General features: G+C 37.5%; 26 protein-coding genes and 1 riboswitch. Of the genes, 9 read left to right on the top strand and 17 right to left on the bottom strand.

Going from position 1 to position 24,193, the window contains the following annotated elements; all coding sequences use genetic code 11:
* Positions 1–2: 2 nt before the first annotated feature.
* The 7 genes from ACNTMY_RS04325 to ACNTMY_RS04295 form a co-directional block, all read right to left on the bottom strand.
* Entirely contained in the window at positions 3–605 is a 603-nt protein-coding gene (locus ACNTMY_RS04325) for a lysozyme family protein (RefSeq protein WP_074639139.1), read from the bottom strand.
* Positions 605–1,582, bottom strand: coding sequence for a nucleoid-associated protein (locus ACNTMY_RS04320; protein WP_423216779.1), 978 nt, complete (start codon positions 1,580–1,582; stop codon positions 605–607). Before ACNTMY_RS04320 ends, ACNTMY_RS04325 begins: the two co-directional genes overlap by 1 nt.
* A gap of 42 nt (positions 1,583–1,624) precedes the next feature.
* The gene (gene glyA / locus ACNTMY_RS04315) at positions 1,625–2,875 is read right to left on the bottom strand and encodes a serine hydroxymethyltransferase (RefSeq protein WP_423216778.1); all 1,251 of its coding nucleotides are present in this window, start codon (positions 2,873–2,875) and stop codon (positions 1,625–1,627) included.
* Positions 2,876–2,983: 108 nt separating this feature from the next.
* A complete protein-coding gene (locus ACNTMY_RS04310; RefSeq protein WP_423216777.1) occupies positions 2,984–3,580 on the bottom strand; it encodes an L-threonylcarbamoyladenylate synthase in 597 nt (198 codons plus the stop codon).
* Complete coding sequence (gene prmC, locus ACNTMY_RS04305; RefSeq protein WP_423216776.1) at positions 3,573–4,403, bottom strand: peptide chain release factor N(5)-glutamine methyltransferase; 831 nt, start codon at positions 4,401–4,403, stop codon at positions 3,573–3,575. The genes ACNTMY_RS04310 and prmC overlap by 8 nt, the downstream gene beginning before the upstream one ends.
* The gene (prfA, locus tag ACNTMY_RS04300) at positions 4,403–5,482 is read right to left on the bottom strand and encodes a peptide chain release factor 1 (RefSeq protein ID WP_039698280.1); all 1,080 of its coding nucleotides are present in this window, start codon (positions 5,480–5,482) and stop codon (positions 4,403–4,405) included. The genes prmC and prfA overlap by 1 nt, the downstream gene beginning before the upstream one ends.
* A 40-nt stretch (positions 5,483–5,522) precedes the next feature.
* Positions 5,523–6,104, bottom strand: a complete 582-nt coding sequence (locus ACNTMY_RS04295) for a thymidine kinase (RefSeq protein WP_039698428.1) — start codon at positions 6,102–6,104, stop codon at positions 5,523–5,525.
* Between the two features lie 550 nt (positions 6,105–6,654).
* Here ACNTMY_RS04295 and ACNTMY_RS04290 point away from each other — a divergent pair.
* From ACNTMY_RS04290 to ACNTMY_RS04280, 3 genes are all read left to right on the top strand, one after another.
* The gene (locus ACNTMY_RS04290; protein ID WP_423216775.1) at positions 6,655–6,864 is read left to right on the top strand and encodes a hypothetical protein; all 210 of its coding nucleotides are present in this window, start codon (positions 6,655–6,657) and stop codon (positions 6,862–6,864) included.
* Positions 6,865–6,959: 95 nt separating this feature from the next.
* On the top strand, positions 6,960–7,145 hold the full coding sequence (locus ACNTMY_RS04285; protein WP_002888803.1) for a 4-oxalocrotonate tautomerase: 186 nt from the start codon (positions 6,960–6,962) through the stop codon (positions 7,143–7,145).
* Between the two features lie 119 nt (positions 7,146–7,264).
* Positions 7,265–8,200, top strand: a complete 936-nt coding sequence (locus ACNTMY_RS04280) for an FAD:protein FMN transferase (RefSeq protein ID WP_423216774.1) — start codon at positions 7,265–7,267, stop codon at positions 8,198–8,200.
* 50 nt (positions 8,201–8,250) lie between these two features.
* Here the strand turns inward: ACNTMY_RS04280 and ACNTMY_RS04275 are convergent, their stop codons facing one another.
* The 3 genes from ACNTMY_RS04275 to guaC form a co-directional block, all read right to left on the bottom strand.
* Complete coding sequence (locus ACNTMY_RS04275) at positions 8,251–9,528, bottom strand: nucleobase:cation symporter-2 family protein (RefSeq protein ID WP_420544010.1); 1,278 nt, start codon at positions 9,526–9,528, stop codon at positions 8,251–8,253.
* Entirely contained in the window at positions 9,521–10,102 is a 582-nt protein-coding gene (locus ACNTMY_RS04270; RefSeq protein ID WP_423216773.1) for a xanthine phosphoribosyltransferase, read from the bottom strand. Before ACNTMY_RS04270 ends, ACNTMY_RS04275 begins: the two co-directional genes overlap by 8 nt.
* Positions 10,103–10,280: 178 nt before the next feature.
* Positions 10,281–10,376, bottom strand: a riboswitch (purine riboswitch).
* Positions 10,377–10,483: 107 nt separating this feature from the next.
* Positions 10,484–11,467: a GMP reductase gene (gene guaC, locus ACNTMY_RS04265; protein WP_039690816.1), complete on the bottom strand. Its 984-nt coding sequence runs from the start codon at positions 11,465–11,467 to the stop codon at positions 10,484–10,486.
* A 366-nt stretch (positions 11,468–11,833) separates the two neighbouring features.
* On the opposite strand from guaC, the gene ACNTMY_RS04260 reads away from it, so the two are divergent.
* Both ACNTMY_RS04260 and ACNTMY_RS04255 read left to right on the top strand, forming a co-directional pair.
* Positions 11,834–13,372 (top strand): ABC transporter permease, encoded by a 1,539-nt coding sequence (locus ACNTMY_RS04260; protein ID WP_423216772.1) that lies wholly within the window; start codon positions 11,834–11,836, stop codon positions 13,370–13,372.
* Between the two features lie 13 nt (positions 13,373–13,385).
* The gene (locus tag ACNTMY_RS04255; protein ID WP_423216771.1) at positions 13,386–14,042 is read left to right on the top strand and encodes an ABC transporter ATP-binding protein; all 657 of its coding nucleotides are present in this window, start codon (positions 13,386–13,388) and stop codon (positions 14,040–14,042) included.
* Between the two features lie 39 nt (positions 14,043–14,081).
* Here the strand turns inward: ACNTMY_RS04255 and ACNTMY_RS04250 are convergent, their stop codons facing one another.
* The 7 genes from ACNTMY_RS04250 to ACNTMY_RS04220 all read right to left on the bottom strand — a co-directional run bounded on the left by ACNTMY_RS04250 (position 14,082) and on the right by ACNTMY_RS04220 (position 20,874).
* Entirely contained in the window at positions 14,082–15,500 is a 1,419-nt protein-coding gene (locus tag ACNTMY_RS04250; RefSeq protein WP_423216770.1) for a glycoside hydrolase family 1 protein, read from the bottom strand.
* Positions 15,501–15,661: 161 nt separating this feature from the next.
* On the bottom strand, positions 15,662–16,501 hold the full coding sequence (locus ACNTMY_RS04245; RefSeq protein ID WP_423216769.1) for a Cof-type HAD-IIB family hydrolase: 840 nt from the start codon (positions 16,499–16,501) through the stop codon (positions 15,662–15,664).
* Between the two features lie 177 nt (positions 16,502–16,678).
* Positions 16,679–17,434, bottom strand: coding sequence for an SDR family oxidoreductase (locus ACNTMY_RS04240; protein ID WP_423216768.1), 756 nt, complete (start codon positions 17,432–17,434; stop codon positions 16,679–16,681).
* Positions 17,435–17,497: 63 nt separating this feature from the next.
* Positions 17,498–18,493: a phosphate acetyltransferase gene (gene pta, locus ACNTMY_RS04235; RefSeq protein WP_423216767.1), complete on the bottom strand. Its 996-nt coding sequence runs from the start codon at positions 18,491–18,493 to the stop codon at positions 17,498–17,500.
* Positions 18,494–18,510: 17 nt separating this feature from the next.
* A complete protein-coding gene (locus tag ACNTMY_RS04230) occupies positions 18,511–19,401 on the bottom strand; it encodes an RluA family pseudouridine synthase (protein ID WP_423216766.1) in 891 nt (296 codons plus the stop codon).
* Complete coding sequence (locus ACNTMY_RS04225) at positions 19,398–20,234, bottom strand: NAD kinase (protein ID WP_024344162.1); 837 nt, start codon at positions 20,232–20,234, stop codon at positions 19,398–19,400. The genes ACNTMY_RS04230 and ACNTMY_RS04225 overlap by 4 nt, the downstream gene beginning before the upstream one ends.
* Positions 20,209–20,874, bottom strand: coding sequence for a GTP pyrophosphokinase (locus ACNTMY_RS04220; RefSeq protein ID WP_134775192.1), 666 nt, complete (start codon positions 20,872–20,874; stop codon positions 20,209–20,211). The genes ACNTMY_RS04225 and ACNTMY_RS04220 overlap by 26 nt, the downstream gene beginning before the upstream one ends.
* Positions 20,875–21,011: 137 nt before the next feature.
* Here ACNTMY_RS04220 and ACNTMY_RS04215 point away from each other — a divergent pair, with 137 nt between their 5' ends.
* The 4 genes from ACNTMY_RS04215 (at position 21,012) to ACNTMY_RS04200 (ending at position 24,113) form a co-directional block, all read left to right on the top strand.
* A complete protein-coding gene (locus ACNTMY_RS04215; RefSeq protein ID WP_024344164.1) occupies positions 21,012–21,581 on the top strand; it encodes a CYTH domain-containing protein in 570 nt (189 codons plus the stop codon).
* Between the two features lie 85 nt (positions 21,582–21,666).
* On the top strand, positions 21,667–22,638 hold the full coding sequence (locus ACNTMY_RS04210) for a ribose-phosphate diphosphokinase (protein WP_423216765.1): 972 nt from the start codon (positions 21,667–21,669) through the stop codon (positions 22,636–22,638).
* 7 nt (positions 22,639–22,645) lie between these two features.
* Positions 22,646–23,761, top strand: a complete 1,116-nt coding sequence (locus tag ACNTMY_RS04205) for a cysteine desulfurase family protein (protein ID WP_423216764.1) — start codon at positions 22,646–22,648, stop codon at positions 23,759–23,761.
* A 1-nt stretch (position 23,762) separates the two neighbouring features.
* Positions 23,763–24,113 (top strand): DUF1831 domain-containing protein, encoded by a 351-nt coding sequence (locus ACNTMY_RS04200; protein ID WP_423214591.1) that lies wholly within the window; start codon positions 23,763–23,765, stop codon positions 24,111–24,113.
* Positions 24,114–24,193: the final 80 nt, after the last annotated feature.

Genomic DNA, 24,193 nt, shown 5'->3' with positions numbered 1-24,193 from the left:
AGTTAGAATAAGCTCATTAATTCAATCAAGTAAAGATTAAAATGAACTTCACGCGAGTAGTAGATATTCCCACCATTTCGATATAATTGTCCGCCTGAAATCAACGCAAGTGGATGATAGTAAAAATAAGATTCACCAGTCGTATTACCAAGACTTGGGGCTACTACTTCGCGCGAGTAAGTTTTAGCTAAAGCAATTGTATTTTTACTACCATGTTTTGCAACATAATCAATGTATGATGTTCCAAAGTTGTATGCCTGAACAGCAGTCCAAACATCAACTCCTGCCTCATCAGCCAGGGAAAGATTTTCCGAAAGAACAGTGACACCTTGACGAATGCTGGTTTTACTATCAGAAATGGAATTGACAACCCCATCAGAGCTTTCGCTTGATTGCATCACGTCACCATCATTTCCTTTAGTTTCCGTATAAATCATAGCTAAAACCAGCTCGACATTTGCTGTTGTGTCATTGTCATCTAAAATCTCTTTAACCATGCTTTTGTACTGCAAAACGTTTTTGACATTTTCGTGTGTGACATAAACTTGGTAGCCACAGAAAAGAACAAAAGCAAGGACAATCAGACGTTTTAAGAACTTAAACATTATTTATTTTGAATATCCTCTATGTTTTTTATCAAGATGGAATAAGTTCCATTTGGATTTTGAATGAACTCTACCGATTCGGCATCCTCATAAACATTATTAGGAACAATCAACTGAATCCCATTTGACAGAGAAAGTTTCTGGTTCTCTAATTTTTTTGTCTGACGTGAATGGTCGATATCCGATACCTGAATAGGCTCTGGAATACTTTCTTTCAATTCATCGACAAAAGTCAAACGAGCCGTTAAATTATTGTCGAAAAGCTGATCAGCCAATTTTTCAGGTGACAATTCTTGCTCTTCTTCCAGATTTTTGTAAATGGCTGCTTTCATTTTAGATTGAAAAGCAAAGTCATCTTGCTGGAAGTTTTCAGCGATTTTTTGTGCGGTTTGTTCAACCATCTTAATCGATTTTTTGACGGATTGCTCTGGTTGAACTTGCAACAGATTCTCTGAAAAATAATTAGCAAAGTTTCCATTATGCTTAATACGTTTTTCAATCAGATAATAATTGTGATTGCTACGATTAATGACTAAAGCTTCATCAGGTGTTTGCGCTGCTGATGGAAAATTATTTTGTGTCACTTTGATTGGACTTTCGCTATCACTTGAAATGTGAGTAAAGTTCTCTCTCAATGCCACACGAAGAAAAGCAAAATGTTCAACACCGTCTTTATCAAATTGGATAAAAACCAAATCATTTGTCTTTTGGTTATCAGAAATAACAAATTCTTCTTTCCAAAGCTGTGCAATCTTAACTGATGATTCCATCAAATCATCACTCAAATAACTAAGAAAGACATTGTCTTCTGAAAAAGTTCCACGTTTAGCTTCATCAGAAAAAACTTTGCTTAATTTTTTACGAAAATACTCATCAATACGAGGTGTAATTGTCAATAACTGATCTGACAAAATTAGCTCAGTATCATTCGGAGTAAATTGATGGATAACGATACGTTTTATATATAAATCAATCATGGTTATTTGCGAGCGAGCCTAAAAGTTAGGCTCAGCTGTTCGTTAATAAAGTGGGAAAGCATCAGTCAATGCTTTAACCTCACGACGAACCTCCTCTAAAATAGTTTCATTTTGATAATTTTCAAGAGTTTTAACAATCAACTCAGCGATAGCTCGTGATTCTTTTTCTCCCATACCACGGCTTGTGATAGCCGGTGTCCCGATACGGATACCAGAAGTTTTAAATGGAGAAAGTGTTTCAAATGGAATTGAATTCTTATTAAGTGTGATATTTACAGACTCAAGGATATTTTGGGCTAATTTCCCATTTTCAACTACTTTTGTCACATCTACAAGAAAGACATGGTTATCTGTTCCACCTGAAATGACACGAAAATCAGAGTGGTTTGCAAACACTTCAGCCATAGCTGCAGCATTTTTTATCACATGTTTGCCATATTCTTTAAATGCTGGGTCTAGGGCCTCTTTCAAAGCGATAGCCTTCCCTGCAATGACATGCATCAACGGACCCCCTTGAAGTCCTGGAAAGACAGCGGAATTAATTTTTTTAGCGATAGCTTCGTCATTTGTCAGAATCAAACCGCCACGAGGACCTCGAAGAGTCTTGTGAGTAGTTGTCGTTGTGACATGCGCATAAGGAACTGGACTTGGATGAAGACCTGCTGCAACTAAACCAGCAATGTGTGCCATATCAACCATCAAGTACGCACCGACACTATCTGCGATTTCGCGGAAACGTTTGAAATCAATGATACGTGAATAAGCTGACGCGCCTGCAACGATAAGTTTTGGCTTCACTTCTTTTGCTTGCTCAGCTAACTTATCATAGTCAATACATTCTGTGACAGGATCAACTGTGTAAGAGACAAAATGATACGTTTTTCCTGAAAAGCTCACAGCAGCACCGTGTGTCAAATGTCCACCTGCTGCTAAATCCATCCCCATCACAGTATCACCTGGTTGGATTAAAGCCATATAAGCAGCGGCATTAGCTTGACTTCCTGAGTGCGGTTGAACATTAGCAAATTTAGCTCCAAATAGTTGCTTTGCGCGTTCGATAGCCAAATTTTCGACAACATCCACGCAGTCGGTTCCTCCATAGTAGCGTTTACCAGGGTAACCTTCAGCGTATTTATTTGTTAGTAAACTTCCTTGTGCTGCCATAACAGCTTTAGAGACAACATTTTCTGAGGCAATTAGCTCAATATTATTTTGTTGACGAACTTCTTCAGCAGAAATTGCCGCCCAAAGTTCTGGGTCAAATGCTTCGTAGTTTTCCTTGTCAAAAATCATATCCTTATCTCCTTTTGATAAGATCACGTCACATTCCTTAAATCGTAAAAATCACTCTTTAAAGTCTGTAAAAGCCGAAACAGTAAATGAAGAATTATCCAAAAATATCTAATCTACAAAAGTCAAATCTGGCACACAAGCTAGAAGTTCTTCCTTAGTGATAGCACCTTGACGAAGAATACGAGCAGACTCACCAGATAAATCAAGAATCGTCGAATCAACACCTGTAAGCGCCGCATCGTCAGAAATCCCTGTTACATTATTACCAAATTGCTTTTTAATATCAGCAAATATTTTTCCACTTTCTTGTCCAGAAATATTAGCTGACGGACCAATCAGTGGACCTGTCTTTTTAATCAATTCTAGAGTCTGTGGATGTTTTGGAATTCTAAAACCAATTGTTGATAAGCCAGAATTGATCCAAGCTGGCACACGGTCATTTGCTTGTAAGATAATCGTCAGCGGACCAGGTAAAAAAGTTTTGTATAGTTTTTTTAAATAGCTAGGTTGATTTTTCGAAAACTCCAAGATGGTTTCGTAATCTGCCACGTTTAAATTCATGGCTTTTTCCTTTGGACGACGCTTGAGTTGGTAAACATGATCTACCGCCCCCTCATTCATCGCCTGAGCAAATAATCCATAAACAGTCTCTGTCGGCAGAATCACTGCCCCACCTGACTGAAGAATTTCTTCCAAATTAGCCATTATCCATCACGACCATTCTATCTTTACCAAATATATCTTGTAAAACACGGACACGTTTTTCAGGAAAATGCTGCGCTAACAAACGACGCATACCATCTCCCTGCTTGTATCCAATTTCAAAATAAAGTTTTCCATTCTCAGTCAAGTGACTACTTGCACCTTCGATAATACGACGATAAATCGCAAAACCATCTTCATCCGCAAAAAGCGCCAAATGTGGTTCAGAAGCAAGAACATTGACACCAACCTCATCCTCGTCATCATAAGCGATGTAAGGAGGGTTTGAGATAATTACATCAAATTTTCCTGAAATCTGATTAAAAACATCTGACTCAATAAAATCAAGGGGTGCTTGATTTTTCTCACTGTTTTCTTTTGCCAATTGCAGAGCTTCTGGTGAGATATCTGATGCTGTCACGTGCCAATCAGGACGCGCAGACTTAAGTGAAATCGCAATTGCTCCGCTACCCGTACCAATATCTAAAATCTGCAAGTCAGCTTTGCTATTTTCCTTCAAAACCAAATCAACTAGCTCTTCTGTCTCAGGTCGCGGAATCAAAACACGCTCATCAACAGCGAGTTCTAAGTCACGAAAATAAGCTTTTCCAGTGATGTACTGAGGCGAACGATGCTCTTTTAACTGGCTCATGATGTCGTCTATCAGAGCTTGATCTTGAGCAGAAACTTCTTTATTTTGATGCAAGATGAAATCGAGCAGACTCCAGCCCTTTAGCTCACGAAAAACGTAAGCCAAATTTTCTGGATCCTCACCAATTTCTTGTAATTGTTTTTCCAATTGGCTGATTGTTTCAGCGTAATTCATTATTTATTCAACTCTTCTAGTTTCTTAGTTTGATCAAACAAAATAAGCGCATCGATAACTTCGTCTAGTTTACCAGACAAAATGCTGTCAAGTTTTTGTAATGTCAAGCCAATACGGTGGTCAGTCACACGGTTTTGTGGGAAGTTATATGTACGGATACGTTCTGAACGATCACCAGTTCCGACTGTTGATTTACGTTCTGCATCTTGTTCATCTTGAGCGATTTGAGCAAAGTGGTCAGCAACACGCGCACGGATAACTTTCATGGCTTTATCGCGGTTCTTTTGTTGTGTACGTTCTTCTTGCATTTCAACTTTGATACCAGTTGGAATGTGGACCATACGAACGGCAGTCGCAACTTTGTTGACGTTTTGTCCACCAGCACCAGATGCGTGGTAAATATCTACACGCAAATCTTTTGGATCGATTTCGTATTCAACTTCTTCTACTTCAGGCATAACAAGGACAGTAGCTGTTGATGTGTGAACACGACCTTGGCTTTCAGTTACAGGGACACGTTGAACACGGTGAGCACCTGATTCATATTTCAATTTAGAGTAAACTGACTGACCTGAAACCATAACAACAACTTCTTTGATACCTCCGACACCATTGTAAGAAGCTTCCATGACGTCAAATTTCCAACCTTGGCTTTCAGCATATTTTTGATACATTTGAAGAAGGTCTCCAGCAAATAGAGCAGCTTCATCACCACCAGCGGCACCGCGAATTTCCAAGATGATGTTTTTATCATCATTAGGATCTTTTGGCAATAGAAGGATTTTTAGTTTTTCTTCGTACTCTTCTTTTGCTGCTTTAGATTCTTTAAGCTCTTCTTTTGCCATTTCTTCAAGTTCTGGATCACCACCAGCATCTTTAATCATTTCTTCGGCATCTTCAATGTTTTGAAGAACTTTTTTGTATTCACGGTAAACGGCTACAGTTTCACGTGTGCTTGCTTCTTCTTTAGACAAAGCCATGAAGCGTTTTGTGTCACTAACGACATCTGGGTCACTTAGCAATTCTCCCAATTCTTCATAACGGTCTTCAACCGCTTGTAGCTGATCATAAATGTTCATCTTTTTTTGATTATCCTCTCTTTAAAATACGTTTAATTTCTTAATCTTCGTTTGAAATCATTGGTTTAAAATAGTGCTTGCGACACACTGGAATGTAAGTTTCATTTCCACCGATTTGAATCTGGTCACCTTCGTAAACAGGTTTTCCATTTTCAGTTCGCAATACCATAGTTGCCTTTTTAGAACAAAATTGGCAAATAGTTTTAATTTCATCAATTTTATCTGCTAATAAAAGTAGATATTTTGAACCTTCGAATAATTCATTCTGAAAATCATTTTTTAACCCAAAAGCCATTACTGGGACTTCCAATTCATCAACAACACGTGCCAATTCATAAACGTGCTTTTTCGTTAAAAACTGACATTCATCAATCAAAACACAATAAGGTTTTTCTGGCAAAGCTTTGACGTATTCAAAAACATCCATCTCATTTGTAATTGCAATAGCTTCACGACGCATACCGATACGACTTGAAACAATACCATACCCGTCACGTGTATCAAGAGCTGATGTCATGATAACAACAGGTTTTCCTTGTTCTTCATAGTTATGAGCTACTTTTAAAATTTCGATGGTTTTACCAGAATTCATGGTTCCATACTTATAATAGAGTTGAGCCAAAAGTGACAATCCTACCTTCTACTAATATTTTACTATTTTACCATAAAATCACCGTGGATTAAACCAGGTAACCAGCAATTCAAAAAGTATCTGCTTAATAAACGCGACACGAGTAACATTTGAAAGCACAAAAAAAGCTAGTAGCAACACACTACTAGCCCTTATTACTCATAAAAAATCAGTAACCAACACAAAAAAATACCTAACGCATTAAAGAGCGACAAAACGTCACCCATCCTGCGGTTAAGTTGTTAAAGCTTGGTTATATTATAGCATAGCACCCATGTAAATTAGATAACATTTCATTAAAAGAATCACAATTGTATTACGAGAATGTGTATACAAATTTTCAAAACTTATTGACGGAAAAAGAAGTTTGAAGTATCGTATATCATGTAAATAATTATCTAATTAAGAAGAGGAAAAAATGAAACCAATTGTAATCGTTGCAATGCTAGCAATATTTATTGCTCTATATGCAGGAGACAATAATTAGAAGTTTTCTATGACATCAAAATTGAAAAAGAAATCAGCTAGGAGAGTTTAAATCATGAAAATCGGATTTAGAAAACCAAGTTTAAAAAAGAGCTTGAAAGCTCGCACTACTGCTAAATGGAAAAGGCAAGCCAAAAAGGCTATTATTCCAGGATATGGCAAAAAAGGATCTGGCTGGATTAAAAATCCTAAAAAAGCAGCCTACAATAAGGTTTATCATAAAACAACATTTAGCTTATCTGATATTTTAAAACTTTTTAAATAGAATAAAAAAACATTCCTTATTTTCCTGATAAACACTGAATTTTACTGCTAAATGTGCTAAAATTGTAGTGTTAATTTATTTTAAAGGAGATTCTTATGCCATTCGTAAAAATCGATTTATTCGAAGGTCGTACTCAAGAACAAAAAGTTGAACTTGCTCGCGAAGTAACTGAAGTTGTTTCACGTATCGCTAAAGCTCCAAAAGAAGCTATCCACGTTTTCATCAACGATATGCCTGAAGGTACTTACTACCCACACGGCGAAATGAAAAAGAAAAACTAATTTTTCATTATAACTAACGAGCCACCTTTTATAGGTGGTTTTTTTATCATCATTAAATAATTGCTTTTTAAACTAGAAAACATTATGCTAAACTAAGAAAGATTTTTGGAGGTGAACACGTGCAATTAAGTCATAGCATAAAAATGATGGGAACAATCATCGATATCCTTATTGAGTCTGATACTCCTGAAAAGCATATCAATGACGTCTGCCAACTATTAACCATCTATAAAAATCGTTTCAGCGCAAATGACGATGATTCTGAGCTTATGGTGATTAATAACAACTCTGGTATCGCTCCTGTCAGTGTTCACCCAGATTTATTTGAGCTAACGCAGCTTGGTAAAATGCACAGCCTCGCTTATCCAGGAAATCTCAATATTGCTATTGGTCCATTGGTGCAAAGCTGGCGCATTGGTTTTGACGATGCGAATGTCCCAAATCCTGAAAAAATTCAAAAAGCGCTAGCTTTGTCAAATCCTAATAATATTATTCTAAATCCTGACACGAAGAGTATTTTCCTCAACCAAAAAGGAATGAAAATTGACCTCGGTGCTCTAGCCAAAGGTTATATCTCTGATAAAGTCATGGATTATCTAAAATCTGAAAAGGTCACTTCTGCCATGATTAACCTCGGTGGCAATGTTCTCGTTTACGGTGACAATCCAAAACAAGAAAACGGCATTTGGCGAATTGGTATCCAAAATCCGAAAACCACTCGTGGTAATAACATCGGTATTTTATCTCTGAAAAATAAGTCAGTTGTCACTTCAGGCATCTACGAACGACATTTGAAAGTTGGTCACAAAGATTATCACCACATTTTTGATCGGAAAACTGGCTATCCAATTGAAACTGACATGGCAAGTCTAACCATTGTTTCAGATTTGTCTGTTGACTGTGAAATATGGACGACAAAACTCTTTGGGCTACCAATCATGCAAGCTCTAACCACTATTCAAAGTACGCCAAATATCGAAGGCATTCTCATCACAAAAGACAATCGCCTAGCCATTACCAGCGGATTAAAATCGCATTTTCAGTTACTACGATAATTAAAAGCCATCCTAGATAATTCTAGAATGGCTTATTTATATCTAAACGCTTATTTTTTTGGTTTCCCGTTTAAAATCAAATTAAGAACAACAGCGAATAATGCGGCAATGACGATACCGTTTGTTAGGAACATTTGAACTGTGTTTGGAAGGCTAACAAAGAGATTTGTTCCGTTAAAACCAACACCACAAGCGATTGAGACTGCAGCAATGATAAAGTTATATTCGTTATTTTCAAAATCAACTTTATTTAACATTTGAATCCCTTGAAGGGCAACCATACCAAATAAGACAATCATAGCACCACCAAGAACTGGGCTTGGAATCATTTGTGCCATTGCACCAAATTTTGGAAGAAGACCAAGGATAACAAGGAACAATGCAGTGTAATAAATTGGACGGCGTGTTTTGATTCCAGAAATACGAACCAAACCAACGTTTTGAGAGAATCCTGTATAAGGGAAAGTATTAAAAATACCACCGAGAAGAACAGCTGCACCTTCTGCGCGATAACCGTTACGAAGACGTTTACTGTCCAATTTTTCGCCAGTCAAATCTGACAAAGCAAGGTAAACACCTGTTGATTCTACCATTGAAACTGTTGCAATGATACACATCATAATGATTGATGTGATTTCAAATTTTGGTGCACCAAAGTAAAATGGTTGTGGAATATGAACAAGCGGTGCGTTAGCAACAACTGAAGTATCAACTAAGCCCATAAATGCTGCTACAATCGTACCACCAATTAAACCAATCAAGATAGAAATTGATTTAATAAAACCTTTAGCAAAGATATTAACCACAAGCACAATAGCAATTGTCACAAGTGCTAAAATCAAAGATTGAGCTGTTGGCTTATCAGAGTTATCACCCATATTACCAATCGCAACTGGAATCAATGTCAAACCAATTGTAGTGATTACTGATCCTGTTACAACAGGTGGGAAGAAATCAGCGATTTTTGAAAAAATACCTGAAATCAAAATTACATAGATACCAGAAACGATCAAAGCACCAAACATGTAACCCGAACCTTGTTTTGCACCGATGATTGATAGTGGTGCTACAGATTGGAAGGCACAACCAAGAACAACTGGAAGCCCTACTCCAAAATGCTTACGCAATTGAAGCTGTAAGAAAGTGGCAACTCCACACATAAAAATATCAGTTGAGATTAAGTAAGTTAATTGTTCAGCTGAATAATTAAGTGCACTTGCAATCATAATCGGTACGAGGATTGATCCTGCATACATAGCAAGTAAGTGTTGCAAACCTAGAATAGCTGCTTGTGAGTGTTTTTGTTCATTCATTTCCATTTTATGCATCTGCCTCCGTAAAGATGACTTTTCCATCTTTAAATTCTTGAATACGAGCAAGTGATGTTACAGGAACTCCTGCTTCTTCAAGCAATTGACGACCTGTTTGGAAAGATTTTTCGATAACGATACCAATACCAGCAACTTTGGCACCTGCTTGACCAATGATTTCAAGAAGACCTTTAGCTGCTTGACCATTTGCCAAGAAATCATCAACGATAAGAACATTATCATCCTCTGACAAGAATTTACTTGCAATTGAAACTGTACTTGTCACGCGCTTAGTAAATGAATAAACTTCTGCAGTTAGAATGCCTTCTGTCATTGTGATGTTTTTAGCTTTTTTAGCAAAAATCATCGGAACCCCCAGAGCTTGTGCTGCATAAAGAGCTGGCGCGATACCTGATGCTTCGATTGTAACAACTTTTGTGATACCAGCTTCTTTATAAGCCTCAGCAAAAACTTTACCAATTTCTTGCATTAGTTCAAAATCAACTTGGTGTGTAAGGAAACTATCTACTTTTAAGATATCCTCACCCAAAACATTCCCATCATTTAAGATGCGCTCTTCCAATAATTTCATGGATTCTCCTTTTAAATCTTATTTAAAAATGGATTGTCAAAACTAACAACTTACTATGAAGCTTTTAAGGGCAATCTAAACGAAGACAAATATATAAAAAAGGTGTTTACAATGTATGTAAACACCTTTTGTAAAACTCGGTCTCGCTTTTACAGTTACGTAAAAACGCTTCTCAGTGACTTACTGAGAATTGACTTATTGTTAGACATTACGGTGTCTTGTAGAAACGCTACGCCCATTCGTAGCATAAATAAGCTTTATTAAATTTTAACTATCACTTTAATATTATAGATATTGTATCATTTTAATTTGGGATTTCAAGATGAAATCGCTCTGTTTATTAAAGAAGTAATTTTCTGAAGATACTGACATCTTCCTCCTTTAAATCGAGTCACCGTTCCAAATTGAATTTTTAACGATAACATAATCTACTCGTGTTAGGGCATGAAGATCACGTCCGCCAGCGTATGAAATCGAACTTTGAAGATCTTCTTTCATTTCCACAAGCGTATCTTTCAAATGACCTTTAACAGGTAGCAAGATTTTTTTACCTTCAACGTTTTTGTGCTCACCTTTTTGGTATTCAGAAGCAGAGCCATAATATTCTTTGTACTGTTTGCCATCTACTTCTACCAATTTTCCTGGGCTTTCTAAATGACCAGCAAAAAGTGAACCAATCATAACCATTGTGGCACCGAATCGAATTGATTTTGCAATGTCACCGTGTGTGCGGATGCCGCCATCAGCAATAATCGGTTTACGTGCTGCTTTTGCACACCAACGAAGCGCAGCTAATTGCCAACCACCTGTACCAAAACCAGTTTTCACTTTTGTGATACAAACTTTACCTGGACCGATACCGACTTTTGTAGCATCTGCACCAGCATTTTCTAACTCACGAACAGCCTCAGGTGTTCCAACATTACCAGCAATAACAAAAGTATCTGGTAATTCTTTTTTAATATGCTTAATCATGTTAATCACGCTGTCAGAATGTCCATGAGCAATATCAATAGTAATAAATTCTGGAGCGTCATCTTTTAAACTTGAGACAAAATCGTACTCATAATCTTTAACACCTACTGAGATTGAAGCAATCAAATCTTGGTCATGCATACGTTTAACAAATGGCTTACGAGAAGCTTCGTCAAAACGGTGCATGATGTAAAAATAGCCATCCTTAGCAAGCTGTTCAGCAATATCTTCATCGATAATCGTTTGCATATTTGCTGGCACAACTGGCAACTTAAAAGTATAATCACCGAGTGTCACATGCGTATCAGCTTCTGAGCGACTCTTAATGATACATTTGTTAGGAATCAATTGGATATCTTCGTAATCAAAGACAGGCATTTCATTATACATATAAGTTTCTCCATAGTCTTTGTATCATTGGCAACTCAGTTTAGGAATAATAGCAATCACTTTTCACTTAATAGAGTAGCCAAAAATACATCGACTCTTTCATTAAAAAATGACCTTCCTATAACTCTCCTACTCCTGTTAAATAGCAGAGCATCGCTAGGTAATTCCTTACCCTTCCATTGTTATTTTATATCTTTATTCGTTTTATGTCAACTCTTTTTAAAATACATTTTTGCAACGTTCGTTATTTACGTACATTGTCTAATGTCTGAATTTTATAACTTTAAGTTTTATTTTAGTTTTCTTTCAGTTTCTGTTAAGTAATTTTACCTAAACTTTTTTGTAACAAACGCAAAGGAGTTTTATATGAATTTTTTTAAAAGAGCTTGGCTTGTGACCAAAGCTAAAAAAGGACGAACTGGATTACTGGTTCTAGTAACTAGTGCTATATTGATTTTTGTGTTAGCTGGTCTAACCATTAAAAATGCAGCAAATGCTGCTGTGGAGTCCGCAAAAAGTAAAGCTGGCGCTACTGTCACTTTATCAGTTAACCGAGAAGCAATGATGAAAGCTTTCAAACCTGATAGCGAAAACAGTTCAGACAGCAGCGAATCAAGTGACGATAGCTCAACAATAACTTCTGTCGATCTCGCAATAGCCAAATCAATCGCAGAAAAAGATGATGTTGCTTCTTATCTCTTCACAACAACTACAACAGCAACTGCCGGTGATGGAATCTCAGCAATTTCAACTTCTTCATCTTCTGATGACGCAAGCGATAGCGCTTCAACAGACTCTAATCAACCTGACCGCGGTGGTATGATGGCATCAGGAGACTTTACGATTACTGGTGTCAACAATACAGATTACGTTGCTGATTTTACATCAGGCACAAGTGAGGTTAAAAAAGGTGTAGGTATTACAAGTGATACCACAGACAATTCAGCTGTTATTTCAGCAGATTTAGCAGACGAAAATGATTTGAGTGTTGGAGATACTTTTACAGTATCAACAACTGTAGACGATACTGAAACAAGCTACACACTTACCGTTGTCGGTATTTATGACAATTCATCTACTGCCACAACAGCACAAATGATGTCAAATGCGTCCAATCCGCAAAATAACATCTACACAAATCTTACAACTGCAAATACCATGAAAGGTGAAACTGACACGCTTGATTCAGCTGTTTACACACTTTCAAATCCTAAAAATATGGATGCTTTCGTCAAAGAAATCAAGTCTGACATCGACACAGATTCTTACTCAGTAACTTCAAGTGATGAAATCTATGAACAAATGCTTTCACCATTAAATAACATTTCATCAATCGCACAAAACATCGTGATTTTAGTTGCTGTTGCAGGTGCCGTTATTTTGACACTTATCGTCATCTTAAGCATCCGTGAACGCCGCTATGAGATTGGTGTCTTGATGAGTCTCGGTGAAAATCGTTTGAAGATTATCGGTCAATTCTTCACAGAACTTCTTATGGTAACTGTGGTTTCGCTTGTCATTGCTTCATTTGCAGGTAATTTTGTTGGTAATGCCCTTGGAAATCAATTGCTATCGTCATCAACTTCTACTGAACAAACAACTCAAAATGCTGGACCTGGGGCTGGCGGACCTGGACAAGATACTAAATCATCTGGCAACGACACAGACACTAATTCTAATCAAAAGCCATCTGAGCCAGAAAACGGTGGAGGTCGTGGCATGGGCAACATGGTTGCTATGGCTACATCTTCTAGCCAAGAAATTGACGATCTTGATATCAAATTAACAGGAACAGATGTTGCAAAACTTGGTGGCATTGCTCTTCTTATTTCATTTGTGTCAACGATTTTAGCAAGTATCGGTATTATCCGAATGAAACCTAAAGATATCTTGACTTCTAACTAGAAAGGACAATTACATGACGTTACAAACTAAAAATATCGGCTACTGGTACACCAATAATCCCGACGATTATCTTTTTAAAGATGTGAATCTAACTTTTGAAAAGGGAAAAGTTTATTCAATCCTTGGTCAGTCAGGAAGCGGAAAAACAACTTTCCTTTCACTACTAGCTGGACTTGACAGTCCTAAAACTGGACAAATCTACTTAGATGACGCAGATATTAACAAATCAGGCTTGACCAACTATCGTCGAAATGCAGTATCGACTATTTTCCAAGCCTATAATCTAATGACCTACATGACTGCTCGTCAAAATGTGCAAACGGCGCTAGAAATTGCTAATAAATCCGTTGATAATGCTAAAATCGAAGAGCTCTTCGAACTCGTTGGCATTCCTAAAGAAATGATTGATAAGCCAGTTCTCAAACTTTCTGGAGGTCAACAGCAACGTGTTGCTATCGTACGCGCCTTAGCAACTGGACATGATTTAATTATCGCAGATGAACCGACAGGAAATTTGGACGAAGAAACCACGCAAGATATCGTTTCAATTTTCAAAGAAATCGCACATCAGCAAAATAAAACAGTCATTATCGTCACTCACGAAACAGCCGTCGCTAAAGAAACTGATGTTATTTTCGAACTCAAGAAAAAACAATTCACACAAATTTAAAAGAAGCACTCAGCAATTAGCTGAGTGCTTCTAATATTATTAATCAGATAAATCTTGACCGTTTGTGGCAATAACTTTCTTGTACCAGAAGAATGAATCTTTGCGATAACGTTTAAGACTTCCAATTTCTTCATCTGTGCGATCTACGTAGATAAAGCCGTAACGTTTGCGGATACCTTCATGTGTTGAGATAAGGTCGATTGCTGACCAAGGATTATAACCAAGCATATCAACACCATCAGAAATTGCTAAATGAATTTGAGCAATGTGTTGACGAAGATACTCAATACGATAGTCATCATGAATTTTGCCATCTTCTGTTAAGGTATCATACGCTCCAAGGCCATTTTCAGTAACTAAGAGTGGCAAACGGTAGCGACTGTACATTTCACGAACTGTCGCACGGAATCCAACAGGGTCAATTTCCCAACCAAATTCTGTTTTGACAAGGTTTGGATTATCAACGCTTTTGGCAAAACCAGGGAAAGTTTGATTTGATTGTTGATCACCATTTGCTCCTGCTGCCTCGCTACCGTCAGAAGCTTCAACGGTTGCGGTATTGTAGTAGTTAAATCCGATAAAATCAGGCTTAGCTGCTTTCATGATAGCACGGTCCTCATCAGTAACCGTTGGCAAAGCATCATTTTCTTCCAAATATGCCCAAGCTAGGTTATTGTATTCACCGAAAACATAAGCATCTAAATAAAGCCAATTACGAAGCGCGTTGAAGTTTTGAGCAGCAATAACATCTTCTGGTTTTGATGACGCTGGATAGACCAAAGAAATATTTGGAGCAGGACCAATTTTAGCATCTGGCAACATTTCATGACAAAGTTGCATTGCTTTTGCTTGCGCAACCAATTGGTGATGGTTTTGTTGGTAAATTTCTTTAGTGAGATTTGTTGTTCCTTCTGGCACATGAAGTGTACCGATAACTGGACCAACCAAAGTTAGCATATTTTGTTCGTTAATGGTTAACCAATATTTGACACGGTCACCAAAGTTTTCAAACAAAACACGCGCGTATTCGGCAAACCAATCTACTGACTCATGTGTTGACCAAGAACCACGTTCATCAAGCGCTGCTGGCATATCAAAGTGGAACATTGTCACGATTGGTTGAATATTATATTTCAAGCATTCATCAATCAAGTTATTATAGAATTCAATTCCTTTTGGATTCACTTCGCATGTCCCATTTGGCAAAATACGTGACCACGAAATTGAAAAACGATATGATTTAAATCCCATTTCTGCCATCAAGGCAATGTCTTCTTTGTAGTGATGGTAATGGTCCACCGAAACTGACAAATCTGCAGTTCCTGCAGGTAGTTCTTTGACATCTTGACAAGAAGGTCCTTTACCATCTTCTAAAGCTGCGCCTTCAACTTGATATGCTGAAGTTGATGCACCCCACAAGAAATGTTCTGGAAATGGTTTTAAAGTTTTGTGTAACATGTAAATCTCCCTTTCACTTTTCATTGACTTCATTATAGCGCTATCATTTATGAAATACTAATGTTATCCAATGCATTCTTTATACTATCATATGATTCAATATTAAAAAGCAGATAAAAATATCAAAAAAATGCTCAGCACATCTGCCAAGCACTCTTTTACTAAATCAGACCTAATTTTCCAAAGGCATTATAAATGCCATCTTCTTCAACATCGTCAGTCACCATATCAGCCATTGCCAAGATTTCAGGGCCACCATTTCCCATAGAAACTCCAAAATCACAATACTCAAGCATCGGAATATCGACTTTTGCATCTCCAAAAGCAATGGTATCTTTTTGACTAGCCTGCAAATGTTCAAGTAAAACCTCAATCGCATGCGCCTTAGTGATATCTTTAACACCTAAATCGCCAAAAAGTGCCGTCTCACCACGTCCGCCCCAAGTTCCTGCTTTAAGATTTGGAAAAGCTGTGGCAGAATCCAAATGGTCTTGGTAAGAATTCAAGATGAAACTAACTTTATTGAGGTCGTTGCGATATAATTCTTCACCATAAACCAAGCCATGAAGGGCATCTTCAGCTTCCATGCCTTCAACTTCTGCTGCTGTTTTACCTTTTTGAAGAGCGTATTGTCTCATGATTGGTCGCGCTGTTTCTTTAAAATTTTCTGAAGCAAACAAGCCATTATTTGACTCCAAATAAAACTCTAAGCCACGTTCATGTAACCAATCCACAATTGCTTTTGAATCTTCTTCTGAAAGCATCTGATGCATGATAACTTGATTATCATATTCGACATATGAACCATTTCCACCAATCATGCCGTCAAGACCAATCTCCCAAAGTTCAGGCTGCATTTCTGCACGGCTACGCCCTGTACACACAAATACTTTATGCCCATTTTCACGCGCTTTGCGGATTGCTTTTACCGCAGATTCTGGAATACGATTGTGATAATCAACCAAAGTTCCATCAACATCTAAAAACACAATTTTACACACAACAATACCCTCTTCAATCTTATTTTCTCCATTTTACTAAGAACTTTTTAAAAACGATAGTTGTATCTTATGAAAAAGTGATACTTTTCTCTTCTATTTCTAAGTCTTGTTTTCAAGTTTTTTCAAAATTTCATAAAAATAAAAAAGAGCCTTTTGGCTCTTTAACTCATATAAAGATTAATCACGGTAAACTGGCTGTGCTCCATATGTTTGAGACACTGGCATCATTTCAATACGATTGAAATTTACGTGTTCTGGTTGGCTAGCCACCCATGAGACAGTGTTTGCGATATCTTCTGGCGTAATGGCATGCGCTCCTTCGTAAAGTTTTTCAGCACGCTCGTCGTCACCTTTAAAGCGTACATTTGAAAACTCTGTTCCTTCGCAAAGCCCTGGTTCGATATTTGTCACACGAATCTTAGTACCAGCAAGGTCAGCACGCAAGTTCAATGAGAATTGTTTCACGAATGCTTTTGAAGCACCGTAAATATTCGCACCTGGATATGGAATTGTTCCAGCTGTTGAACCAAGATTGATAATCATACCTGAATTGCGTTTAACCATGCTTGGCAAAATTTGGCGTGTTAAATAAACAAGACCTACGATGTTTGTATTAATCATCGTCATCCAGTCTGAAATTTCAGCCTCATATGCTTTATCTAAACCAAGTGCTAAACCAGCATTATTGACTAAAAGGTCAATTGTCTGCCAGTCTTCTGGAAGACTTGCTAAAGCTTTGTCAATCAAGTCAGTCTGTGAAACATCCATCTGTAGCGGATAAACCTTGCCTTCACCTAATTCAGCTTGTAAGCTCTGCAATTTTTCCAAACGACGAGCGCTAGCGATAACTCGATAACCATCTGATACTAACTTTTTAACGATAGCTTTACCGAATCCAGCCGAAGCTCCTGTTACTAATGCAATTTTTGTCATTCTATTCTCTTTCTAAAACTCTATATAAGAAAGTCAGTTGGCAATTAACCAACTGATTTTCTTTTATTTAATGTCATCTACAGCCTGTGCTGCTGTAATAATAGCTAATTTATAAATATCTTCAGCACTTGAACCACGTGACAAATCATTCACAGGTTTGTTAAGTCCTTGAAGAATTGGACCGATTGCTTCAAACATACCAAGACGTTGTGCAATCTTATACCCAATATTTCCTGACTGAAGGTCTGGGAAAATAAAGACGTTTGCTTGTCCAGCTACTTTACTACCTGGTGCTTTAACAGCTGCAGTACTTGGTACAAATGCCGCATCAAACTGTAATTCACCATCGATAGCTAATTCAGGTTGACGACCTTTTGCCAATTGAGTTGCTTCACGAACTTTTTCAACCTCAGGAGCATTTGCACTCCCCTTAGTTGAAAAACTCAACATAGCAATTTTAGGATCAATATCAAAAATTCTAGCTGTTTCAGCTGTATTTAGAGCAATTTCAGATAATTCTTGAGCATTCGGATTAATATTGATAGCACAGTCAGCAAAAATCAAACGGTGATCTGTACTTTCACGGTTCATCAAGAAAACACCAGATGTTCTAGAGATGCCAGGTTTTGTTTTAATGATTTGAAGGGCTGGACGAACAGTATCAGCTGTCGAATGAATCGCTCCAGAAACCATACCATCAGCCAAGCCCAACTTAACAAGCATTACACCAAAGTAGTTAACATCTTGTAATAAACGATCAGCATCTTCTGGAGTAGCTTTTCCTTTACGAATTTCAAGAAAAGCTTCTTTCATTTCATCAAGTTTATCGTAATTTTGGGGATTGATGACAATATAATTTTGATCAGCAAAACCAAACTTAGCCAATAACTCTCGAACTTCTGTAGCATCACCAAGAATAATCGGTTCAATCAAACCTTCAAATTTCAAACGAGCAGCGGCACGAAGGACACGTTCGTCATTTCCTTCAGGAAAAACAATTTTAAGGTTTTTACCAATAATTTTTTCCCTCAAGCTACCAAATAAAGATCGAATTCCCATATAAATTAACCTTCCATCTAATTATGTTGTAGCTCCATGATAACGCTATCAAAGTCATCTGTCAAGTTTGTGCTTTGAATTATCTCCTCATTTGTGTAAGGGTTAACAAAACGTAGATAATGGCAATGCAGTGCCTGACGAGTAATACCAAGATCCATACGACCACCATACAAATCATCTCCCAAAAGCGGGAAACCAATATGAGAGAAATGCACTCGAATTTGGTGTGTACGTCCAGTATGCAAGCGAATATCTACTAAAGCCACATCACCAAATCTCTCAACAACTTTATAACTTGTGTGAGCATATTTCCCTGAAGGGTGCACACGACGTGTGATAATGCTATCTTCGTCTCGAGCAATCGGTGCAATAATTTCACCTTCATCTGCTAATTCACCTTGCCCAGAAACCAAAGCATAGTAGCGCTTTTCAATTGTTTTATTTTGTAGTTGCTTATCAAGTCTTGCATGCGCATAGCCGTGTTTGGCAAAAAGCATCAAACCACTTGTATCCTTGTCCAAACGCGTTACAATGTGAACTTGTTTGTTAGGATAATTCTGCTCAAGATAGTAATTTTTTACAAAGTTAGCAATGGTATTTGAGTGTAGAATACTTGGGATACTAGCGTAGCCATGCGGCTTATTCAAAATCAAAAAATGCTCATCTTCATAAGCAATATTCAAATCATGTTTGACTGGAATCAGAGTCTCATGTTCTTGCTCATCAGGGATTTCAATCGTTACGACATCTCCCTCATCCAATAAATAAATGGCATTTTGCTCAACGCCATTTACCCAAATATTTCCACCTTTAAACTTTACTTTTGCAAGTAAGCCTTTTGAGACATCATGTCCCTTTAAAAATGTTTTTACTTTTGTTCGTCGGTCCGCAACAAAATCAAATCTCACGAATCTACTTCTCCTATAAAGGCATCTCTCACGCGCTCCCAAAAACTTGTATGGAAGGGAGTTGCCACAAAACTAATTTTTTTATTGTCAATGCAATATTCAATTTTCGACACATTTTTATAGTGCATCGTCTTGTTATCGATTGACACAGTATAAACGCCTTGGCGCTTAGGAATAATTTCAATTTTATCCTTTTTAGGAACAATCACTGAAGATCCCAAAGTGCGATAAACGCGATTGTTCAAGCTAGAAATCTCGGTCAGTTGCATTGCTTCCATCGTTGGATGCAAAATAGCTCCGCCCAAAGATTTATTATAAGCTGTACTTCCTGTCGGTGTTGATACCGAAATACCATCACCACGGAAACGTTCTAATTTTACTTTATCAATAATCACATCAGCAACCATTGTCTTTTCAATACGTTTAATGGCTACTTCATTAAGCGCACGCGCCTTAACAACACGTCCATCATCAAGTGTTATCTTAGCACGTAAAACCGGATAAGAAGCTTTTCTCCCCTTATCAGCACGCAAATTCTCTATCAACTTTTCAACTTCAAAATCTCGATAATCAGTGTAAAAACCAAGATGACCTGTATGAATTCCTACAAAACGAACTCTATCAAGGATTTTTTCGTAAGTATGAAAAGCAGATAAAAGCATGCCATCACCACCAATGGAAATGACAATATCTGGATCTTTCTTAGATAAATAAAAATCCTTATCTTCCTTGAAAGCTGCAAATAACTTTGAAGCTACTCGTCTACTCTGATATTTCCCGTTTGCTATGATAGCGACACGCGTCGCCTTATCTGTAATATTCGTCTGTGTCATCACTATTTCCTACACCATCATTTAATTTCCGACTTGCGGGATCAAACAAAAGCTGTGCTTCCCTAATATCCTCGCGAATTTTTCGCATTTCTTCATCTAACTCAAGAGCGATTTTGGCTGTTGTTTCCAAACGTTTTTTAATCTCATCTGGAAACTCGCCTTTATATTTATAGTTCAATGAATGTTCGATTGTTGCCCAGAAGTTCATCGCAAGTGTTCTAATTTGAATCTCAGCTAGAACTACTTTTTGACCATCAATTGTGTCAACAGGATATTCGATAATCACGTGATAAGAACGATAACCACTTGCTTTCATGTGAGTGATATAATCACGTTCTTGAACGATTTTCATATCTTGTCGACTACGCAAAAGTGCTAAAACTTCATCAACGTCATCAACAAATTGAACCATAATACGAAGACCTGCTATATCTTGCAAATCTTGTTCAATATTTTCTGGCTTAATTCCGCGCAGTACCATTTTTTCTTTGATACTCTCAACAGATTTTACGCGACCAGTTACAAATTCAATTGGTGAATGTCGATTTTGTTTACGAAATTGCTTACGAATTCCGCGAAGTTTAATCTTCAACTCCCCAACTGTTTGTATGTAAGGATCTAAAAATTTCTCCCAGTCCATCACATTTCCTTCCTAATGGGATGGGCTTGTCACGTTGACATAACCAATCCTTGTCAAAAAATTGACTTTTGTATAGAATTAATATAACGAACTTATTATAACATAAAACCTAATGGTGAAAAAAGGAAAAAATTTTTATGACACACCTTGAAATTGAGTACAAAACGTTACTCACTAAAGACGAATTCAATCGTCTCAACAGTCAATTGTCTCATGTTACACCTGTAACGCAGACTAACTATTACTTTGATTCAGATAATTTTGACATGAAAGCTCACCGCATGTCACTTCGTATCCGGACATTGCCAAATCGTGCTGAAATCACCCTAAAAATTCCAAAAGAAGTCGGAAATTTGGAATACAACTATGATTTAAGCGTCGAAGAAGCAAAAAGTATTATTAAGTCTGGAAAATTTCCTGACGTTGACTTTCTTAAGCTTATCGAAGAAAACGGTGTAAAATTATCAAGCTTAAAAAACTTCGGTAGCCTTACAACAACACGTCGAGAAACGATGACAAACATTGGCCTTATGGCACTTGATAGCAACCAATATGCTGATATCAAAGACTATGAACTTGAACTCGAAGTTGAAAATGCCGAAAAAGGCAAAAAAGACTTTGATGAGTTTCTAGCTCAGCATGACATTGATTTCAAGTATGCTAAAAGCAAAGTCGCTCGCTTTAGTGCAACACTTAAGCGAAATTAAACACGCTTTTCCTTAGAAAATGCTGAATTATTTCATTTTTTTTGGTAAAATATAAGTATTAATTTTAAAGGAGTTTATTTATATCATGGCAGAACTTTACGCCGACAAACAATTCAAGCTTTTTTCTCTATCTTCTAACGTAGAGATTGCACAAAAAATTGCGGATTCTTTAGGTGTCCCTCTTGGAAAAGTATCAACACGCAAGTTTTCAGACGGCGAAATCATGATTAACATCGAAGAAACAGTTCGTGGAGATGATATCTACATCATCCAATCAACTAGCTACCCTGTTAATGATAACCTTTGGGAACTATTGATTATGGTAGACGCTTGTAAACGTGCCAGCGCACACACTGTCAATGTCGTTATCCCTTACTTCGGATACTCACGTCAAGACCGCATCGCTGCATCACGTGAACCAATCACAGCTAAACTTATTGCAAACATGCTAGTAAAAGCTGGTGTTGACCGTCTTTTGACTCTTGACCTTCACGCTGTCCAAGTACAAGGTTTCTTTGATGTCCCAGTTGATAACCTCTTTACTGTTCCATTGTTTGCTAAATACTACTGCGAACAAGGTTTGAAAGGTGAAGACGTTGTTGTTGTCAGCCCTAAAAACTCTGGTATCAAACGTGCTCGTAGCTTAGCTCAAACTCTTGATTCACCAATCGCTATCATCGACTACGCTGAAGATGACTCACACCGCGAAGAAGGTTACATCATTGGTGATGTTGCTGGTAAAAAAGCAATCCTTATCGATGATATCCTAAATACAGGTAAAACATTTGCTGAAGCAGCGAAAATCGTTGAACGTGGTGGCGCAACAGAAATCTATGCAGTAGCAAGTCACGGACTATTTGCTGGCGCTGCTGCTGATAGCCTTGATGCTGCTCCAATCAAAGAAATCTTAGTAACTGACTCTGTCGATACTAAAGAACGCTTGCCTAAAAATATTAAATACCTTTCTGCAAGCCAATTGATTGCTGACGCGATTACTCGTATCCACGAAAAAGCTCCGCTCAGCCCACTATTCTCATATAACGCTAAAAAGGACTAAATAATATATGATATATCTTGATAATGCTGCAACTACCCCTCTCACTCCTTCTGTTATTGATGCAATGACAGAAATTATGGCGAATGACTTTGGTAATCCATCAAGCATTCATGGCATTGGACGTCGCGCTAATCAGCGTCTTCGTTCAGCTCGCCAAGCCATTGCCTCAGCTTTAAAAACTGACCCACGCCGCATTATCTTTACATCAGGTGCTACTGAAAGCAACAATACAGCTATCAAGGGTTATGCCCTTGCTAATCAAGCTAAAGGTAAGCACATTATTACAACTTCTATTGAACATCACTCTGTACTTCATACAGTGGAGTACTTGAAAGAACGCTTTGGTTTTGAAGTCACTTATTTGAAACCTGAAAATAACCAGATTACTGCTAAACAAGTTGCTGACGCTTTGCGTGATGACACAATCTTAGTCAGCACAATGTTTGCAAATAATGAAACTGGTGATTTACTTCCAGTTAAAGAAATTGGTGAACTCCTTCAAGACCACCAAGCAGCCTTTCACGTTGATGCTGTTCAAGCTATCGGAAAAATTGATGTTTTCCCTGAAGACATTAAAGCTGACTTTCTTTCTGCTTCTGCTCACAAATTCCATGGACCAAAAGGTGTCGGTATCCTTTACACAACACCCCAACATTTTGATAACTTACTCCATGGTGGTGAACAAGAAGACAAACGAAGAGCCAGCACTGAAAATATGATTGGTATTACTGGTATGGCACAAGCCTTATCAGATGCCGTTGCTAACAAAGACAAAAACTTTGAGCACGTTGAAGAGCTTAATCAAGCCTTTCTTGATGGCATTTCTGGATTAGATTACTATATCAATGGTAGCCAAAATAAAATGCCACACGTGCTTAACATTGGTTTTCCAAATCAAAACAACGGTATGCTTCTAACACGTCTTGACTTAGAAGGAATTGCCGTTTCGACAGGTTCTGCTTGTACCGCTGGTACCGTTGATCCAAGTCATGTTTTGGCAAGCTTATACGGTGACGACTCACATCGTTTAACTGAATCAATCCGAGTTAGCTTCTCAGAACTCAATACTATCGAAGAAGTTCAAGAACTCGCAAAAAAATTAAAAGAAATCGTAGGAAACTAGGATGGCATTTGAAAAAGAAATCACATTACAAGACTGTCTTTACAGCTATGCTATTAGCAATAACATCAAAAAATATACACTTCGTGATACAACCTTTACTCAAAACCGTATCGGAAATTACGAATTAACTCGCCTATTGGAAAAAGTTCCCAACTCAGGCGATGGTTTTCCGTTGAAAATCACAATCAACAAAGATTTAACAGGATTTAAATTAAGCATTACCGATAAATCTGGACTACGTTTTGTCAACATCTTCAAATCTGAAGACAACAAAATCCTCCAAGAAAAATTCTACTTCTTGATGGATAGTCTCGTTGAACGTGATATTTTCACAAAAAAAGAAGTTAAATAAAAAAGAACAGCTCTTCATCTGCTTCCGAGTAGATAAAGAGTTGTTTTTTTAATTATTTCAAAAATTTGTTTTTAATTTCA

This window comes from Streptococcus equinus, from assembly GCF_049393735.1.
GTDB classification, from domain to species: Bacteria; Bacillota; Bacilli; order Lactobacillales; family Streptococcaceae; genus Streptococcus; species Streptococcus equinus_G.
This window is presented reverse-complemented; position numbering and strand designations above follow the sequence as displayed.

What these genes read in the sequence shown, in the direction of transcription:
- ACNTMY_RS04325 (WP_074639139.1), bottom strand. Translation starts at nt 605, where the DNA reads ATGTTTAAGTTCTTAAAACGTCTGATTGTCCTTGCTTTTGTTCTTTTC.
- ACNTMY_RS04320 (WP_423216779.1), bottom strand. Translation starts at nt 1,582, where the DNA reads ATGATTGATTTATATATAAAACGTATCGTTATCCATCAATTTACTCCG.
- glyA (WP_423216778.1), bottom strand. Translation starts at nt 2,875, where the DNA reads ATGATTTTTGACAAGGAAAACTACGAAGCATTTGACCCAGAACTTTGG.
- ACNTMY_RS04310 (WP_423216777.1), bottom strand. Translation starts at nt 3,580, where the DNA reads ATGGCTAATTTGGAAGAAATTCTTCAGTCAGGTGGGGCAGTGATTCTG.
- prmC (WP_423216776.1), bottom strand. Translation starts at nt 4,403, where the DNA reads ATGAATTACGCTGAAACAATCAGCCAATTGGAAAAACAATTACAAGAA.
- prfA (WP_039698280.1), bottom strand. Translation starts at nt 5,482, where the DNA reads ATGAACATTTATGATCAGCTACAAGCGGTTGAAGACCGTTATGAAGAA.
- ACNTMY_RS04290 (WP_423216775.1), top strand. Translation starts at nt 6,655, where the DNA reads ATGAAAATCGGATTTAGAAAACCAAGTTTAAAAAAGAGCTTGAAAGCT.
- ACNTMY_RS04285 (WP_002888803.1), top strand. Translation starts at nt 6,960, where the DNA reads ATGCCATTCGTAAAAATCGATTTATTCGAAGGTCGTACTCAAGAACAA.
- ACNTMY_RS04275 (WP_420544010.1), bottom strand. Translation starts at nt 9,528, where the DNA reads ATGCATAAAATGGAAATGAATGAACAAAAACACTCACAAGCAGCTATT.
- ACNTMY_RS04270 (WP_423216773.1), bottom strand. Translation starts at nt 10,102, where the DNA reads ATGAAATTATTGGAAGAGCGCATCTTAAATGATGGGAATGTTTTGGGT.
- guaC (WP_039690816.1), bottom strand. Translation starts at nt 11,467, where the DNA reads ATGTATAATGAAATGCCTGTCTTTGATTACGAAGATATCCAATTGATT.
- ACNTMY_RS04260 (WP_423216772.1), top strand. Translation starts at nt 11,834, where the DNA reads ATGAATTTTTTTAAAAGAGCTTGGCTTGTGACCAAAGCTAAAAAAGGA.
- ACNTMY_RS04255 (WP_423216771.1), top strand. Translation starts at nt 13,386, where the DNA reads ATGACGTTACAAACTAAAAATATCGGCTACTGGTACACCAATAATCCC.
- ACNTMY_RS04250 (WP_423216770.1), bottom strand. Translation starts at nt 15,500, where the DNA reads ATGTTACACAAAACTTTAAAACCATTTCCAGAACATTTCTTGTGGGGT.
- ACNTMY_RS04240 (WP_423216768.1), bottom strand. Translation starts at nt 17,434, where the DNA reads ATGACAAAAATTGCATTAGTAACAGGAGCTTCGGCTGGATTCGGTAAA.
- pta (WP_423216767.1), bottom strand. Translation starts at nt 18,493, where the DNA reads ATGGGAATTCGATCTTTATTTGGTAGCTTGAGGGAAAAAATTATTGGT.
- ACNTMY_RS04225 (WP_024344162.1), bottom strand. Translation starts at nt 20,234, where the DNA reads ATGACACAGACGAATATTACAGATAAGGCGACGCGTGTCGCTATCATA.
- ACNTMY_RS04220 (WP_134775192.1), bottom strand. Translation starts at nt 20,874, where the DNA reads ATGGACTGGGAGAAATTTTTAGATCCTTACATACAAACAGTTGGGGAG.
- ACNTMY_RS04215 (WP_024344164.1), top strand. Translation starts at nt 21,012, where the DNA reads ATGACACACCTTGAAATTGAGTACAAAACGTTACTCACTAAAGACGAA.
- ACNTMY_RS04210 (WP_423216765.1), top strand. Translation starts at nt 21,667, where the DNA reads ATGGCAGAACTTTACGCCGACAAACAATTCAAGCTTTTTTCTCTATCT.
- ACNTMY_RS04205 (WP_423216764.1), top strand. Translation starts at nt 22,646, where the DNA reads ATGATATATCTTGATAATGCTGCAACTACCCCTCTCACTCCTTCTGTT.
- ACNTMY_RS04200 (WP_423214591.1), top strand. Translation starts at nt 23,763, where the DNA reads ATGGCATTTGAAAAAGAAATCACATTACAAGACTGTCTTTACAGCTAT.